This is a genomic window from Microlunatus sp. GCM10028923 (assembly GCF_042666975.1).
Lineage (GTDB): Bacteria > Actinomycetota > Actinomycetes > Propionibacteriales > Propionibacteriaceae > Microlunatus.
The window spans coordinates 766504-783496 of sequence record NZ_JBHTFF010000001.1; the positions used below are offsets into that span (position 1 = coordinate 766504).

Consider the following 16993-nt stretch of genomic DNA (forward strand, 5'->3'; position numbering starts at 1 on the left):
GGAGCCGATGTGCGGAGAATGTTCGCGGATGGGCGAAGGTATCGGCCGATGGGTATCCGGAGTACGTCGTTGGAGACTGTGGCGGTCGGGCTGCTTGGTCCGTTCGAAGTTGTTGTTGGCCGCGACCCCAAGTTCGTCTCCTCGCGGGCACAACGAACATTGCTGGCCGTAGTAGCGATGGCGGCGCCTGCTTCCGTGAATCAGGAACAACTTGCGTCGGCTGTGTGGTGGGCGTCTGGCCCGCCCGGCGGCCCGCGGGCAGCGTTGCACAGCCTGGTGGCCCGGTTCCGCCGGGCGCTGCCGGGCTTGATCGCGACTGAGGGTGACGCCTACCGGTTGGCGGTGCCGGCGGAGTCAGTCGATGCGCAACGGTTTCGCCGACTTGTTCAGCAGTCTCGGGAGGCGATGTCGGCTGGGGCGGCCGGCGCCCTGGAATTGGTCGAGTCGGCGCTGGCTTTGTGGCGCGGTGACCCGTTCACTGGCTTCTCGACAGAGTGGCTTGACAGGACTCACGGGGCCGGCCTGACTGAGGAATACCTCTTGTTGCGGGAGTGGCAGGCCGATCTGCGGTTGGCGAAGGGGGAGGTGGAGGGACTGATCCCCGAGCTCGTGACGCTGTCAGAGCAGCACCGACTACGGGAGAGCCTGTGGCTCCGCCTCATTACTGTGTTGGTCCAGCTCGGCAGGGTCGCCGAGGCTCTCGATCGGTACGAGCAGTTGCGACTCACACTGGCGCAGGAACTTGGCACAGAGCCCGGCGAGGAGCTTCGCCGACTGCACCAGGATCTGTTGACCGGTGAGGTTCGTACGGCGGCCCGAATCGGCGCGTCGATCCGTGCCGGTGTCGACGTCACGATCACGCCGCGCCAGCTGCCGGCCGACCTGGCTGGCTTCATCGGCCGACGAACGGAACTGGCCGAACTGGACCGCATCCTCAGCGGCGCGGCGGCCGGGCGAACGGAGATCGCAGTCATTCACGGCACGGCAGGGGTGGGGAAGACTTCGCTGGCCGTGCATTGGTCACGGTGTCGGTCTGATCGCTTTCCGGATGGCCAGGTGTATCTCAACCTGCGTGGTTATGGCCCTGATCGCAGTGTCGACCCGGCCGAGGCGCTTAAGGTCATCCTGGAAAGCCTCGGCATCCGGGGAGAATCGATTCCGGCCAGGTCCGAAGCTGCCGCCGCCCTGCTCCGCAGCCTCGTTGCCGATCGTCGGATGCTGTTCGTCTTCGACAACGTCAAAGACCCGAGGCAGGTGCGGCCGCTGCTGCCCGGCACAGCCGGTCAGGTCCTGATCACGAGTCGAAATCAGCTTGTCGGTCTCACGGTGCGCGAACAGGCCCAGCCGGTCGGGGTCGGACCCCTGGAGCCTGACGAAAGTACAAGGTTGATCGCCACTTCGTTGGCCGCGACTGCGGTGGATCCTGACCGGTCCGGTGTGGAGAGACTTGCGCAGGTGTGCGCTCATCTGCCGTTAGCCCTTGCGGTGGCGTCTGGCCAAGTCGCCCGATCCGGCGGAGGCACTGTGTCGGATTGGCTCGACCACTGGCACGACAGCGCTGCACCGCTTGATCTGCTCGTCGATGCCGACGAGAGTGCCGATGTCCGATCGGTTCTGTCCTGGTCCTACCTCGCTTTGGATGAGGACACTCAACGGTGCTTCCGGATGATAGGCCTGCATCCGGGACCGACCTTCACGACCAGGTCGATGGCGGCCGCGATGGGTTGTCCAGTCTCGCGGGCACGACAGCGGATCGTCCAGTTGATCGACCAGACCCTGATCCGCCCCATCGATCACCACAGATACGAGGTTCACGATCTGATCCGTGCCCTCGCCCGCGAGTTGTGCGCGGACGATCCGGCCGAAGAACGCGGAGCGGTGCTGCGGCGTATCCACCTCTACTCGTTGCACTCTACGGCGGCGGCGTCCCAGCTCGCCGGCCTCACCTATGTGTGGCCGACGCTTGAGCCGGTACCGCCGGAGGTTGAGCGAGAAGAATTTTCAACAGCGGACGAAGGGTTGGCATGGCTCGAAGCCGAGATGGACGACCTGCGCGCAATCCTCCGCAGCGCACCTCCGGCTTCGGATCGGATCGCCCACCAACTTGCGCATCTTGTGGGCGCCTACCTCCTGCAGCGCCATCACCTGAATGACCTGATCGAGGTGCAGCAGGACGCCCTTCTCCGCGCTCGGCGGACCGGTGACGAGGGCGCCGCGGCCCGGTCGCTCAACCAGCTCGGCTGGGCCTACGCCGAGCTACCGGCGGCGGAGCGAGCCGAAGCCTTCTATTCGGAGGCGGCCGAACTGTTCGGGCGAGTCGGCGAGACCGCGGGGGAGGCTGCGGCACTGTCCAACCTCGGCACAACCCGTCGCGGTCTCGGCCAAGCGCACGAGGGCCTCCAACTGTGCAAACGTGCAACCGAACTCGCGCTCGAGTCCGGCGAATCAGAACTCGAAGCCGCCTGCCGGACGAACCAGTCGCTCTGTGAGCTCGACCTCGGTGACGGCGAAGGCGCGGCGATGACAGCGGCAAGGGCGCTGAGCCTGGCGACCTTGAACGGTCGCGCCTTGCCCTACGCGTTGGATGCGTACGGTCAAGCGCTCATCCAGCTTGGCCGGGCTGGCGAGGCCGAGAACATCCTTCGCCGCGCCCTGAGTCTGCACCAAGCTCGCCGAAACCGTTGGGCCAGTTGCGTCTCCCTTTCCCATCTTGGAGACGCTCTTCATGAGCGACACCGGGCCGATGAGGCAGTAGCCCGGTGGACCGAGGCCCTCCACCTGTTCGACGTGACCAACGCACACGATCGTGCGGAACTCCGTCGCGACGACCTCATCGGCCGACTTGAAGCTCTGCGTTCACCTCGACCCGATTTCCACCGGACAGAACGCCGGAACCCGACTGTGTCCCGGTGATCGTTGACCGTCCCAAGGACTACTGGTGGACGTGCCACCCCGAGCCTCGGCCGTATTTAGTAGTCAGGACCGCCCGGCCGAGTCCACTGGCCGGCGTGAATGGACCGGTTCTTATGCAGCTCCTCGGCCGGAACGACCGACTCGACCGCCCGCTGCAGCCGCTCCACAGCATCGTCGATGTTCTCGGCCGGCAGCGCGCCGTACCCGAGGAGAAGGCCGCTGAGCTGATCCGACGTCGCCAGCTCAGAGAGGGCGACGAGCTCGACCCCCAACTGAAGCGCGCGACGGGAGATCTTGACATCATCGACGTGATGGTCGGTGAAGACCATCGTGAGATCGAGCCCGGTTGTCGACGACGAACGACGTGCGTACCGATCGAGCCTCCGACTCGCATCATCCAGCAGCTGCCGTCGCTCGGCGTAAATGGATCGGACTCTTCGTAGCTGGCGGGCCAGGTGTCCCTCGTCGATGAACGCGGCCACCGCAAGCTGCAACACGGTCGATTGGTACGGCTCCGAAATCTGCTTGGCACGGCGCAGCGCGCCATGGAGCGGAGCCGGCGCGACCAGGTAGCCGACCCCCAGACCGGACAGCATCAGGCATCGCAACGAGCCGAGGTGAATCGTGCGGGCGTTATCGTCCAGCGCGTACAGCGGACTGGGCGGGCGAGGCGCGTACTGCAACTGGCCGCCACAGTCGTCCTCGATGATCACGCCGTCGGCCGCCACCGCCCAGTCCAGCAGGGCGTGCCGCCGATCGATCGACAGCGCCATGCCGAGCGGAAGCTGCCGGGCGGCGCGGACGTAAGCGGCACGCACCCCGGGCGGAATTGCCTCGACCACGACCCCCTCGTCGTCGATAGGAATCGGAATGGTTCGGATTCCCAGGCTGGCGAACAACAACTTGACCGTCCGGTCGCCGGGCTCCTCCACGGCCACTGCGTCCCCGGGTTCGAGGAGGACCCTGGCGACCAGTTCCAACGCCTGTCGAGCGCTGTCAGTCACGAAGACGTCCGGCGGCTCCGTCCGAATGCCTCGCGCCAGACCCAGGTGTTGTACCAGCGCCTCGCGCAGCCGGAGTTGCCCGGCCGGATCAGCTGGTCGACCCGGGAGGGTCTTCTGATTGGTGTGCCGGGCCACCAGGCTGCGCCAGGTCGCGAACGGAAAGAGGTGCGGATCGGGAATCCCTGGCCGCAGGTTGTAGGCAGCGTCGGCGGCATCTGCTTGCTGTGTCGGAAGGCCTGTGGTCCATAGCCTGGCCGGCTTCAGCGGCGATGACCGAGTGACCATCCTCATCTTCATGGAGCGGCCGGGGCTGACCACAGTCCCCACTCCTGCGCGACCACGGACAAGTCCCTCGGCCATCAACCGGTCGTACGCGGTGCCCACGGTTGTCCGGGAAACCTCGAGTTGGGCAGCAAGCTGACGAGTGGAGGGCAAGACGTCGGCCGGCTCAAGGAGTCCGTCGAGAATGGCCTGCCGAACATATCGGTAAATCTGCTGGCCGAGGTTCCGACGGCCAACGAGATTGATGTGGAGATTCCGTCGCGTCACTGGACAATCCGTTCTGCGCCGCGGCGCTGACCCGCCGGTCGGCGGCGGCGTGAACTGCGCTCGTCATTCCTCACGTTGCCCTCCCGGATCGAACCGATGTGTCTGGCGAGCAGGCGGATGTGTCCAGACCCGGGTCAAGCTCATCGTGTCGCGCTGACGATTCACTGACGCGGACCGACCGTGGAACGGGGGTGGCCGGATCCGCGGGCGCCCCGGACGCAACGTCGCGCGTTACCGGGCTGTGACTGTCCCTCGAAGCGGGCACTGAATTGGACCTTCACCGATCGCTCCGCGGATCAATAGCGTGCCACCTGGGACGCGCGTCCGCGGACCGTAACCGGTGATCGTCATGATGCGCCCGGTGAAACGCCGCGGCGCACCGAGCGGCCTATCCGGGAACTCTGATTGGTCGGGACATCGCTGGAGGACTTTGTGGACGCTCGATCGTGGATCAAGAACACGCGCACCATGGTGCTGATCGTCACGTTGATCGGCTTGGCCTTGGTCCTGCAGGTTCTGGCGATTCCTGATTCGCCGACTCGAGCCGCTGCGGAGCCGGTCGACAAGCAGCCTGGTCAAACCAGTCAGCCGGCGCCGCCCGAAGGGTCGTCGGCGAAGGCGAGGCTTCGGGCCAAGGAGAGTGGCCAACCGGTCGAGGTGCCCGACGAGCGCGCCGAGACTCGAACGGTCTTTGCGAACCCGGACGGTACCTTCACGGCGAAGCTGACGACTGATCCGGTGCGGGTTCAACGCGACGACACGTGGGTGCCGGTGGATACCCGGGTGGTGGAGCGAAACGGAAGGATTGCGCCGGTCGCCACGACGGTACCGATCGCGTTCTCGGCCGGCGGAGACGCCGCGTTGGTCACGATCGGGAAGGCCGGCCGGAAGATCGCACTGCACTGGCCGGGCAGGCTTCCCGAGCCGTCGTTGAAGGGCGACACAGCCACCTATCCGGAGGTCTTTCCGGGGGTCGACCTGCGGATGCGAGCCGTCGCCCAGGGCTACAAGATGATCTTGGTCGTCAAGACGTCGGCGGCCGCGCGAAACCCCGCGCTACGCAAGCTCGACTTCGGGGTACGCGGCGACGGCCTGGTGCTTCGCGCCGACAAGAACGGCAACGTCGCGGTGTACGACCCGTCGGGCAAGGTCGCCTTCGGTGTCGGTGCACCGATGATGTGGGACTCGACGCCTGGCGAGGCGAGGCGTGCCGTCGGCAAGATGCGCGTCGGCCGGAACACGCTCAGTGTGGAGCCCGACCGAGCACTCCTGAACGACCGGAAGGCACGGTTCCCGCTCTACATCGACCCCGACACGGTCGGTCCGCGGACCGGCTTCGCCCAGGTGTTCTCCGGCTACCCCGGCCAGGCCTATTGGGGCGGCGACGGATCCGGTGTGGCGAAGGTCGGACGATGCTACGAGGACGGCACATGCAACGGCGTCGGCATTGCTCGGTCCTACTTCACGTTCGACGTCAAGGGGATGGCCGGCAAACACGTGTTGGGCGCCGAGTTCAACGCCTTTCTCGCCTACACGCCGTCGTGCTCCGCGCGCGAGGTGGGCGCGTGGGGCACCAACCGCGTCGGTTCGGGGACCACCTGGAACAACCAGCCGGGAGTCAGCGGGGGCATTGATCTCAGTTCGCACAACGCTGCCGGTGGATGGAGCAGCAACTGCCCGTCGAAGTGGCTCGGCTGGCAGGCGGGCGACGTCGTGCGAAGCGCAGTCGCGTTCAACGAGGGCATCGCGACGATCATGCTCGCGGCCCGGAACGAGAACGACCAATTGGGGTGGAAGAAGTTCATCGTCGACAACGGCGGACCCTCGCTGTCCGTCACGTACAACAGCTATCCGAGCAAGCCGTCCGGCCTGCAGGTCGACCACAAGGCCTGCGCGCTGGAACCGAATGAGCCGTACCTGAACCCCTTCATCGACGACGATCCCAACGAAGGTCCGCGCGGCCCGAGGTTGTGGGGCACCGCGAGCGATCCTGACGGCGGCCTCGTTCACGCCCAGTTCGAGTGGTACACCCGAGGGGGCCAACGGCTCGGCACGGCCGCGACCTCGGAGCTGCAGTCGAACAGCGCGTTCAGCGTCGACGTTCCGGCGAAGGACGCGGCCGACGGCACCAAACTCAGCTACCGGGTACGGGGCGCCGACGGCACCGACTTCGGGCCCTGGAGCGACTGGTGCCACGTCACGATCGACCGGACGGCGCCGGCGATAAAGCCGTCGGTGAAGTCTCAGACCTACCCCGAATGTCCGCCGCCGTACGACGACTGCCCGGTCGGCGGGGGTGCCGGACGCGCCGGCGCCTTCGTCTTCTCCGCCGGAGGGGATCCCGACGTCGCCGGATTCCGCTACGACTTGCACGACCAGCCGCAGACGTACGTGGCCGCCGACGCGGACAAGACCGCGACCATCCTCCTCACCCCTCCCGAGGACGGCGACCTGGATCTGTACGCGCGCAGCGTCGACCGGGCCGGGAATCTCGGGCCGCTCTATCGCTACCACTTCATGGTCGGCGAGGGAACGCCTCCGGTCGGTCACTGGCGACTCGAGGGCACGCAGGCGCCCGACGTGCATGACGACTCGCCGAACGGACACGACGGATCGATCCCGGCCGACAGCTTCGGCTGGCGACCGGGCCGTCATGGCGACGCGCTTTGGCTCAACGGCAGCACCGGATCGGTCGAAACCACCGGTGGGCCGACGGTCCACACGAACAAGTCGTTCGCCGTGGCCGCATGGGTACGGCTCGACCGCGTGGATGCCGAGGCACACACGGCCGTGAGCCAGGAGGGCAGCCGTACCAGCGGGTTCTTCCTGCGGTACGACCCTGGGACCAAGAAGTGGGCCTTCGCCCTACCGGCTGCCGACGCCGACGGCGCGGTGCAGGTGTCCGCGCAGTCGACCTACCCGGCCGTCGCCGAGCGGTGGACCCATCTGGTCGGCGTCTACGACCTGGCTGCCAAACAGGCCCGGATCTATGTCGACGGCGTCGCGGGCACGGCGGTGTCGCACACCACACCGTGGGACGCGGGTGGATCTGCCCGATTGGGCCGCGGCCAGGCTCAGGGTGCTCCGACCGAGTACTGGCCGGGCGCGATCGACGAGGTACGCATCTACGACCGGTCGTTGGCGTCTGAGGAGATCGTCGGGCTGGCCGGGACCCCTGCAGTGGAGCAGCTGTTCTGGCCCCTGGACGAGTCGTCGGGCAGGAACGCCGACGACGTGTCCGGCAACTATCGGCTCGGAACGCTCCGAGCCGCGGCGAGCCACGTGGACGGACAGGTCGGGCCGGGTGCCGTCCGGCTCGACGGCGGATCGTCGCCGCTCTCGACCTCGACCCCGGTGGTCCGCACAGACAGCGGATTCACCGTTTCAGCCTGGGTCCGACTCGAGCGTGCCGACGACGCGACACAGACGGTGTTGAGCCAGGACGGGAGCCGCAACAGCGGGTTCCAGCTGCGCTATCGCGGCGACACCAAGAGGTGGTCGTTCGCGATTCCGACCAGCGATCGCGATGGCACCCGAGTCGTCACGGCCGACTCCCGGGAAGAGGCGCAGTCGGGGGAGTGGACCCACCTCGTCGGGGTGTTCGACCAGCCGGCACAACGGGTGCGTCTCTACGTCAACTCTGCGCTGGAGACAGCCGTACCCATCTCCACCGACACCTGGCAGGCGAACGGGACCTTCCAGGTCGGCCAAGGCCGGCAGCTCGGCGCCCCGGCTACGCCCCTCACCGGTGAGGTGGACGACGTGCATGCCTGGACGGGCGTACGGACGCCGGACCAGATCAAGGCGGACTACCTCGATCCGGTCACGAAGCGGTCGTCGGCCTACGGCGGTCAGCTGGCCCGCTACTACAACACGGCCGGCCACCGCATCGTCACCGACGGTCCGGTGCCCGCGGGATCGCACTTCGAACGGTCGCTCGGTCATGCGGCACCTGACGGGGCACCGAACACCCGGACGATCTACTCCTGCCGCAACGGCGCGACCGACTACTTCTTGGCCGGCGACTGTGGAAACCATACGAAACTCGGCGCGGTGGGCAGTGTCTATCTGACGCCGCCGGACGACGTGCCGACGATCCCGGTCTATCGATGCCTGATCCCGAACGCCGGCCACTTCGCGTCCACCGACCCGCAGTGCGAGGGCCACACTGCTGAGTTCCTGCTCGGTCACACCCGTGCCTATGCACAACTGATCCGTCACGTCACGACGGGCCGGCCGTGGGACCACTCCAGCAGCACCGGCGAGAGCGGTGCCAACTACCGACCCGAGCAGCGGCTCGGAACGCTGGCGATGAAGTCCCTTCCCGGTACAAAGCCGCTGTACAGCTGCGTCGCCGGCGACGACACGTTCAGTTCGCTTGACCCCAGTTGCGAAGGCAAAACCACCGTCACCTCCCTCGGCTGGATCTGGGAGAAACCGCCGGCCGGGATCGGCCAGGGCGTGGAGGTCTTTCGCTGCCGTTCGAGTTGGGGTGACCTCTTCGACTCCTCCGACCCCGGATGCGAAGGCCAGGCCGTGGACCGGTCGCTCGGCTTCGCCCTCACCGGACTCTGATCAGGAAGGCCAGTCTCATGATCAAGAACCATCCAGTCCTGCGCCGTGCCCTGACCCTTGCAGTCGTAGGTCTGGTCGCGATGTCGCTGGCCGTTCCGACCGCCGCCGCGGAACCAACCCGGCCCAGCCCGCAGCCCGAGCAGGTTCGCGAAGATGCGGCGGTCGACCAGGTCGATCCGGTTCCGGTCAGCCCCTTCAGCCCCGACCCGGCCAAGCCCGATCCGGAAGCACCGTCGGAGAAGTCGCGCTCGGCAAAGGCCACCTGGCCCACTGCCGGTACGCATCAGGTGGCAATCTCGCCGGCACAGAAGTCGGCCCGTGGCGCCCGAGCCGGTGCTGCACCCGTGTGGGTGGCGGCAACCGACTCGCCAGCGCCGGACCAGGTCGAGGTGGCCCTGCGGCCGGGGGCGTCCAAGGATCGGTTCTCGTTCTCGCTGCGACGCTCGGACCGAGCGAAGAGTCCCGCGGTCGTTCGGGTCACCGTCGACTACTCCGACTTCGCCGACGTGTTTGGCGGCGACTGGTCAAGCAGGTTGCGGATCCAGCCCACTGGTCAGGGATCGGGGGACGTCTCCGGCAGCCGGAACAACGCCGCCGAGCAGATCTTGACGGCTGACCTGCACGTGTCCGGTACGGCCAGCACCTACGTCGTCGCAGCCGCGCCCGAAGGGTCGGCCGGCGACTACAAGGCGACCTCACTCGCGCCGTCGGGTACCTGGCAGGTCGCCACGCAGAGCGGCGGTTTCGAGTGGACGTATCCGATGCGGACGCCGCCGGTTCCGGGGGAGCTCAGCCCGGAGCTCGAGTTGTCGTACTCGTCGAACTCGGTCGACGGGCGCACCGTTGCGACCAACAACCAGCCGACCTGGCTCGGTGAGGGCTGGTCGATGTGGCCGGGTTCCATCGAGCGGTCGTACAAGAGCTGTGCCGAAGACCTCGGCGGAAACAACGGCCAGCGCAAGACCGGCGACCAGTGCTGGGAGACGGACAACGCGACGCTGTCGTTTGGCGAGCAGTCCGGCAGGCTCGTCTTCAGCGGAGGCGTTTGGCGCCCGGAGAACGACGACGGCACCAAGGTCGAGCGGATCGTGCGTGGCGACTCCACGCTCAACGGCGACGACAACGGCGAGTACTGGCTGGTCACCTCCTCGACCGGGACCAAGTACTACTTCGGCCTGAACAAGAATACCGGCTGGACAACGACCACCCAGTCGGCGTGGACGGCTCCGGTGTACGGCAACGACGCGGGCGAGCCGTGCCACCAGGCGACGTTCGCTGCGTCGTCCTGCAATCAGGCCTATCGGTGGAATCTTGATCATGTCGTCGATGTCCACGGCAACTCGATGACCTACTACTACACGGCCGAGAACAACAGATACGGACAGAACCTCGGCGCAGCCACCGCGCTCTACACCCGCGGCGGAGTGCTGGCCCGGATCGAGTACGGAACCCGCGCCGAGACCGGGCAGAGCAGCAAGGCGCCGGCACGGGTTGTCTTCGAGTCGGCGGACCGGTGTGTGCCAGGGCAGGACTGTACGAAGCACAACGCCGTGTCGTGGCCAGATGTGCCCTGGGACGCCGACTGTCCGACAACCTGCGCGGACAAGTCATCGCCGACGTTCTGGACCACGAAACGACTGGCGAGTGTCACAACTCAGGTCCTGGCCGGGGACGGCAGCTACCGCAACGTCGATCGCTGGGACCTCGCGCACAGCTATCCGCCGCCGGGCGACGCCACGGCTCCCGGCCTCTGGCTGAACAGCATCACGCACACCGGTCAGGCGGGTGCAGCCGTCCCACTCCCGCCGGTGACCTTCGACGGAACGATGAAGCCGAACCGGGTCAACAGCGCACCGGATGGCCTGCCGGCACTGAACAAGATGCGGATCACGACGATCACCTCCGAGTCCGGCGGTGACGTGAATGTGGTCTACCAGGATCCCGAGTGTGTCGCCGGCGGCACACCACAGCCGCCCTCCAACACCAAGCTCTGCTTCCCGGTGCGGTGGGCGATGCCGCCCGCGCCGGAACCGTCGGACGACTGGTTCCACAAATATGTCGTGGCCAAGACCGTGGAACACGACAAGGTGACCGACGCGAAGCCCATCGTCACTCGCTACGAATACGTCGGGGGCGGAGCCTGGGCATTCGACGACAACCCGTTGGTCGCCCCGAAGGAGCAGACCTGGTCTCAATGGCGTGGGTTCGAGAAAGTCGTTGTCCGTAAGGGAGATCCGACGCTGGACGAGCACAAACCGCAGTCTCAGACGTCAACGCAGTACTTCCGGGGAATGCACGGCGACAAGGCCGCTTCCGGCACCAAGACTGTGATGATCAACGATTCGACGGGCAAGGCACTGCCCGATTCGGAACCCCTGGCCGGGTTCGTCCGCGAGCAGATCACGTACAACGGGGTCGGTGGTGCCGAGGTCAGCGGTGAGATCAACGACCCGTGGATCCGGCAGACAGGGACGCAACTCAATCTCGTGTCCAACCAGGTCGAAACGATCCGCACGATCGAACGGACTCCGCTGTCCGGCGGTTCGATCCGCACGACCCAGTTGGACACCACCTATGACCAGTACGGCAACGCAACCCAGATCAACGACCTGGGCGACGTGAAGATCGCTCGGGACGACCGGTGCACGACCACAACGTACGTCGCGAACACAGAGAAGATGCTGGTCAGCCTGCCCAGCCGAGAGACCGTCGTCGGAGTCGCCTGCGGCACGACGCCGAACTATCCGGCGGACGCAGTGTCCGACAGCCGGATCTCCTACGACGGAGAGCCGTTCGGCACCGCACCGAAGCGCGGCCTCGCCACGCAGACCGAGGTCGCGAAGTCGTACCAGGGCAGCGATCCGACCTACCTCACGACCAACCGGTCAACGCACGACGCGTACGGAAGGGTGTTGGAGAGCAAAGACGCACTCGGGCGCACGACGACCACCGGCTACTCCGAAACCAACGGGCTCGCAACGACCGTCAAGACGACGAACCCGCTCGGACATACGACGATCAAGACGCTCGATCCCGGGTGGGGCCTCCCCATCAAGGAGACCGACCCGAACAATCGGACCACGACGCTGGTGTATGACGGACTCGGCCGGCTGGCCAAGGTGTGGAAGCCGGGACGGCCCCTGACCCAGAGTGCCCACCTGCTGTTCGCCTACGGCGTGCGTAACACCGGGGGACCGAGTTGGGTGCGGACCCAGACGTTGAAGGCCAACGGGAACCAGGTCGCGACCTACGCACTCCTCGACGGCTTCCTGCGCCCGCGGCAGACACAGGCGCCAAGCCCCCGAGGCGGCCGGATCCTCACGGACACGCTCTACGACACGCGTGGGCTGGCAGTCGTCAGCCGCGCCCCGTACTACGACGAATCGGCGAGTCCTGGGACGACGCTGGTCGTGCCGGACGCGGGCGCGGTCCCCGCTGCCACGGTGACGACCCATGACGGCGCCGAGCGGAAGATCAACGAGATCTACCTCGAGAAGAACGTGGAGAAGTGGCGCACGACCACGTCGTACGGAGGTGATCAGGTGACTGTTGTCCCGCCGGCCGGCGGCACGGTGACCACGACATTCACCGACGCTCGGGACCAGCAGATCGCGCTGCAGCAATGGCACGGCCGGCAACCGCAGGGCGAATCCGACGAAACCCGGTACAGCTATACCAAGCGCGGCGACCTGGCGTCGATCAAGGACGCGGCCGGCAACGTCTGGCGGTACGAGTACGACGTGCTCGGCCGCAGGGTGAAGGCGGACGATCCCGACCGTGGTGTCTCGACGATGACCTACGACGACGCCGGTCAACAACGGACGGCGACCGATGCCCGCGGCAAGACCATCGCGGCGCGCTATGACGAACTCGGACGGCCGATCGAGACCCGGCTCGGATCCGACGACGGGACGCTGCTTACCAGGTCCGTCTACGACACCCTGTCCAAAGGGCACCCAACATCGTCGACCCGCTTCGTCGATGATCATGAGTACGTCACGGCAGTGACCGGGTACGACGCCGCCGGCCGGCCCGAGGCCGAAACCGTGACCATCCCGGCGGCCGAAGGAAAGCTCGCGGGCACCTACCGGACGTCGCACACCTACGCGGCCGACGACAGCCCCCGGACCACCACCCTGCCGACCCTGGGCGACCTGCCCGCCGAGACGCTCACCTTCGGCTACGACGATCTTGGACTGTCGGACACACTGGCCGGCACATCCGCCTACGTCACCGACACGGAACACACCGCGCTGGGCGAGGTCGCGCAGCTCGAACTCGGAACCGGCGACCAGCGGTTGTGGCGCTCCTCGTACTACGAGGACGGCACCCGCCGGCTCTCGGAGACGCTGACCACGAAACTGTCGCCCAACGGTGCGTTCCTCCATGACCTGACCTACGGGTACGACCCGGTCGGAAACGTCACCCGGATCGGTGACCGAGCCGCAGGGTCCGCAGTCGACACCCAGTGCTTCACCCAGGACTACCTTCGGCGAACGACCGAGGCCTGGACGGCGAAAGAATCCTGCGACAAAGGACCCTCGGAATCGACGGTCGGCGGACCGGCGTCCTATTGGCAGCAGTTCGCCTTCGACCCGACCGGAAACCGGACTCGCCTAGTGGACAAGAGTGTTTCCGGCGCCTCGGATGTGGTGCACGAGTACACGTACCCGGATTCCGGCGACGGTGCGGAGCGACCGCATGCCGTGACCTCAGTGACGTCCGGTACGGACGAGCGGTCCTACGACTATGACGCCGCCGGAAACACGGTGCGGCGCCCGTCTCCCGGTGGGGCGGAACAGGAGTTGGTCTGGACCGAGGAAGGGCTGCTCGCGTCGGTGGGTTCGACGTCGTACGTCTACGGCCCGGACGGAAAGCAACTCCTGCGACGGGATCCGGGGAAGGTGACGCTGTTCCTCGGCAGCGGTGAGGTGATGCTGGACACGAAGTCGCAGCTGATCAAGGGAACCCGGTACTACGACGGGATCGGCACCCGCACGGCCGCCGGTCTGGTCTGGACCGTCGCTGATCATCACGGCACGTCGCAGGCAGCGATCGACGCCAAGACGCTAGCTGTCACAGCGCGTCGATTTAATCTCTTCGGTGCGCCCCGCGAGGCCGAAGAGTGGTCCGCCGGTGATCGCGGCTTCGTAGGTGGCACAGCCAACTCCGAAACCGGACTGACCCGACTCGGCGCCCGCGAATACGACCCCGCCATGGGCAGGTTCCTCTCGGTCGACCCGCAGGTCGACCCAATGGATCCCCAGACGCTGAACGCCTACGCCTACTCGAACAACAACCCGACGACCATGTCGGACCCCGACGGCCTGGCCTACATCGTCGACGCGGATGGCCACGTCCGGGCGCCATCGGCGAAGGCGATGTCCAATCCGGTGATCAAGAAGAACGTCAGGAAACGGATCAACAAGTGGTCGAGGATCTACCAGAAGCGTGCTGATCGCGCTAAGCAGAAAGCGAAAGCGTGGAAGAAGCCGCCGACGAAGAAGTCACCAACAGCAATCAAGGATGCTGACGCAAATCCCAACACGGACCAGGTGTGGAAGCTCCCCCGTGAGGAGTGGAATGGGCCCGGCGAGGCCTCGTTCCTCGACGACGCCGCTGGATGGCTGGTCGACAACGCCGGAACAATCAACGCCGCCGCGGGCACCTGCGCACTGGTGACCGGCAAGGGTACTGCGGTACGTGCAGGTTGTGCCGCGGTCGAATGGGTGACCTGGTATCCGGCGATGTACAAGTCGGCCCAGGACTGTCAAAGTGACAAGGTTGAGGGTTGCATCGACGTGGGGTTGTCCTTTGCCACCCTTGGGTTCAGCAACGCAGCCAAGAGCATGACCAAACAGGCGATCGAGAACCCGAAGAAATTCGCGGAAGGATTCGCGGCAGGGTGGGGTCTTGCATCGGGCGGCGCCTTCCGTGCTGTAAGGGCAAACAATTCCGCCGATCGGGCCATGGGGATCGTCGGAATCTTCTCACCCTTCGCGAATTTTCTACCAGGACCAGAGGTCATCGCAGGTACTCCGCGACCGGCACCGAGATAACGTAGAGGTCCATGATCACCAGGCGAATCAAGCCTGCTGGGCCTCACAGCGCCAGCCGGTGAGCGCCAGTTGGCCGGTGCCATGCGCTGAACCCGTCACCGGCTTGCGCTGGACGAGCCTCTGCCCGACCACCGGATCATCGCGACCTGCGAGATCGGGGTGCCCACCTTGAGGTGTTCCGGCTGGACGGCAGTGCGCGCCGCCGCGCCGATCGGGCAGTGATCGGGTGCGCGGTCGCATAGCGTCCGCCGCGGCAAGAAACCATCGCCCATCGAGCCGAGGCATCGGGTACCGTCACGTTCCGTATCCGCGATCGGGAGATCCCTCACCTGTCTCAATAGTTGGGCAGGAGGTTAGGATCTCCCACATTCAGATAACGATCAGGTAACTCTCGATGCGTCCCATTGTTTGTCATGAGTGTCCGTGAGTGTTCATTGGTGTCCATGGTTGTCCGTGAGCGTACGGCCACAGATGTAGGGTCACCTGGCTCGATCATTTGGCTGAGTCATACTCGATTTCATGGTGAACTGGGAGCAGCGAAAGCGCGTCGGCGATTCTTTGGAGCGACGCGTTGCGGAGGAACTTCGCGGGCGTGGCTGGCATGTCAACGCGTGGGGTCAAGGAGTTCTCGACGAGCCGGTCCGTCAGGCACTCCGCGCCACCGAGACCTTCGCGCGTTGGACGCCGGACCTGGTGGTCGCCCGCAACCGGACGGTGTGCTTTGTTGATTGCAAAGCGAACATGACGGGCCGCGTCAGTCGGCGGCACGCAATCGAACGGGCGGCAGTAAGGGCACACCTTCAACTCGTCGCCTGGAACAACCTGCCGGTCTACTACGTTTTCGACAGCCTCGGTGTTGCAACGCCGTACGACGTCCTGATGGCAGGCGAACCTGGCGGTACGCCTCGGGTGGGCTCGGGAGCACCCTATTTTCTGATCAGTGCGGCGTATGACCGGTCGTTTGATTCGATCTTCGGGGACGCGAAGGATAGCGCAGCGTAGATGCTGTTGGGCTCAACCGGGACGATCATGGTCGTAACGGATCGCGGTCATTTTCGAGGCCCGGATCACTTCGCCGGTCAAGGGGGAACACTAACTCTCTCGGCGAATCGGCTTCGCCGAGCCGCGGCGACTCCGCACCAGGCCGTCTCGAACGGGCTGACCCGGCCGACCAGTCGCCGGTTGGGTGATCGGAAGGCCCACGCGTGGTCGCCCTTGAGCGAACTTCGTGTCTGGATTCCCTGTATCTGCTGGAATATGGGTGGTGCGCTCGCGGCAGTCAGGGACCTGGCGTGGGTTGGCCCCTGAGGGCATGCCCGGTGAGTTGCTGTGTCGGGCCCGTCCAGCTTGGCCGGCCGGTTGCTGCCGGGGACCCGGGGCCGGCTCAGCGCGGGATCCGGCAGCACCGCGGTCCGGCTCACCGGGCCGAGCAGGAAGCCGGCCAGCGTCTTCCGCCCCTTGTCCTTCGAGCCAATACGCTGTGACAGTGCGAGCCAGGGTGAAGTTGTACGTCTCGGTACCTACCGAGATGATCGGATGCGGAATCCGTCATCCGGACGGCTCGCTGGCGATCCGCCCGAGTTCGACGAGGCCGACACTGAGTCCCGCGACTCTGCCGCGGTCCCCGACCAGCCCGAGGATAACCTCAGCGTACGGCGAAGGGTGCGCTGGGCTGCTCGCCGTCGCTGACGCTGTTGTTGACCCGTACAACACCCCTGTCGTCGGTCAGGATCAGCCTTGGCATGGTGGCGCGCGCGCGCGATCGGCATCCTGACCGGCGGGATGATCATGACCAGCTCGCCGGTCTCGATGTCGACCCGGACCACGCCGGCTGCGACATCATTCACCACGCCGTAGGCGCCGCCCGTCTCCAGCTCCGGCCAGGTGCACGTA

Annotated in this window: 6 protein-coding genes; 4 read left to right on the forward strand and 2 right to left on the reverse strand. The window is 66.1% G+C overall.

The window, feature by feature from the left end:
- Nucleotides 1–48: 48 nt before the first annotated feature.
- The gene (locus tag ACFQU4_RS03455; protein WP_377486970.1) at nt 49–2913 is read left to right on the forward strand and encodes a BTAD domain-containing putative transcriptional regulator; all 2865 of its coding nucleotides are present in this window, start codon (nt 49–51) and stop codon (nt 2911–2913) included.
- A gap of 56 nt (nt 2914–2969) precedes the next feature.
- Here the strand turns inward: ACFQU4_RS03455 and ACFQU4_RS03460 are convergent, their stop codons facing one another.
- Nucleotides 2970–4466: a PLP-dependent aminotransferase family protein gene (locus tag ACFQU4_RS03460; protein WP_377486973.1), complete on the reverse strand. Its 1497-nt coding sequence runs from the start codon at nt 4464–4466 to the stop codon at nt 2970–2972.
- A 783-nt stretch (nt 4467–5249) separates the two neighbouring features.
- Between ACFQU4_RS03460 and ACFQU4_RS03465 the strand changes: the two genes are divergently transcribed.
- Complete coding sequence (locus ACFQU4_RS03465) at nt 5250–9041, forward strand: LamG-like jellyroll fold domain-containing protein (RefSeq protein ID WP_377486976.1); 3792 nt, start codon at nt 5250–5252, stop codon at nt 9039–9041.
- Between the two features lie 682 nt (nt 9042–9723).
- Here the strand turns inward: ACFQU4_RS03465 and ACFQU4_RS03470 are convergent.
- Complete coding sequence (locus ACFQU4_RS03470; protein WP_377486979.1) at nt 9724–10185, reverse strand: hypothetical protein; 462 nt, start codon at nt 10183–10185, stop codon at nt 9724–9726.
- A gap of 280 nt (nt 10186–10465) precedes the next feature.
- Here ACFQU4_RS03470 and ACFQU4_RS03475 point away from each other — a divergent pair, with 280 nt between their 5' ends.
- Both ACFQU4_RS03475 and ACFQU4_RS03480 read left to right on the forward strand, forming a co-directional pair.
- Complete coding sequence (locus tag ACFQU4_RS03475) at nt 10466–15100, forward strand: RHS repeat domain-containing protein (protein ID WP_377486982.1); 4635 nt, start codon at nt 10466–10468, stop codon at nt 15098–15100.
- Between the two features lie 519 nt (nt 15101–15619).
- Nucleotides 15620–16102 carry a hypothetical protein gene (locus ACFQU4_RS03480; protein WP_377486985.1) on the forward strand — a complete coding sequence of 161 codons (483 nt, stop codon included), beginning with the start codon at nt 15620–15622 and terminating at the stop codon, nt 16100–16102.
- The last annotated feature ends 891 nt before the right edge of the window (nt 16103–16993 follow it).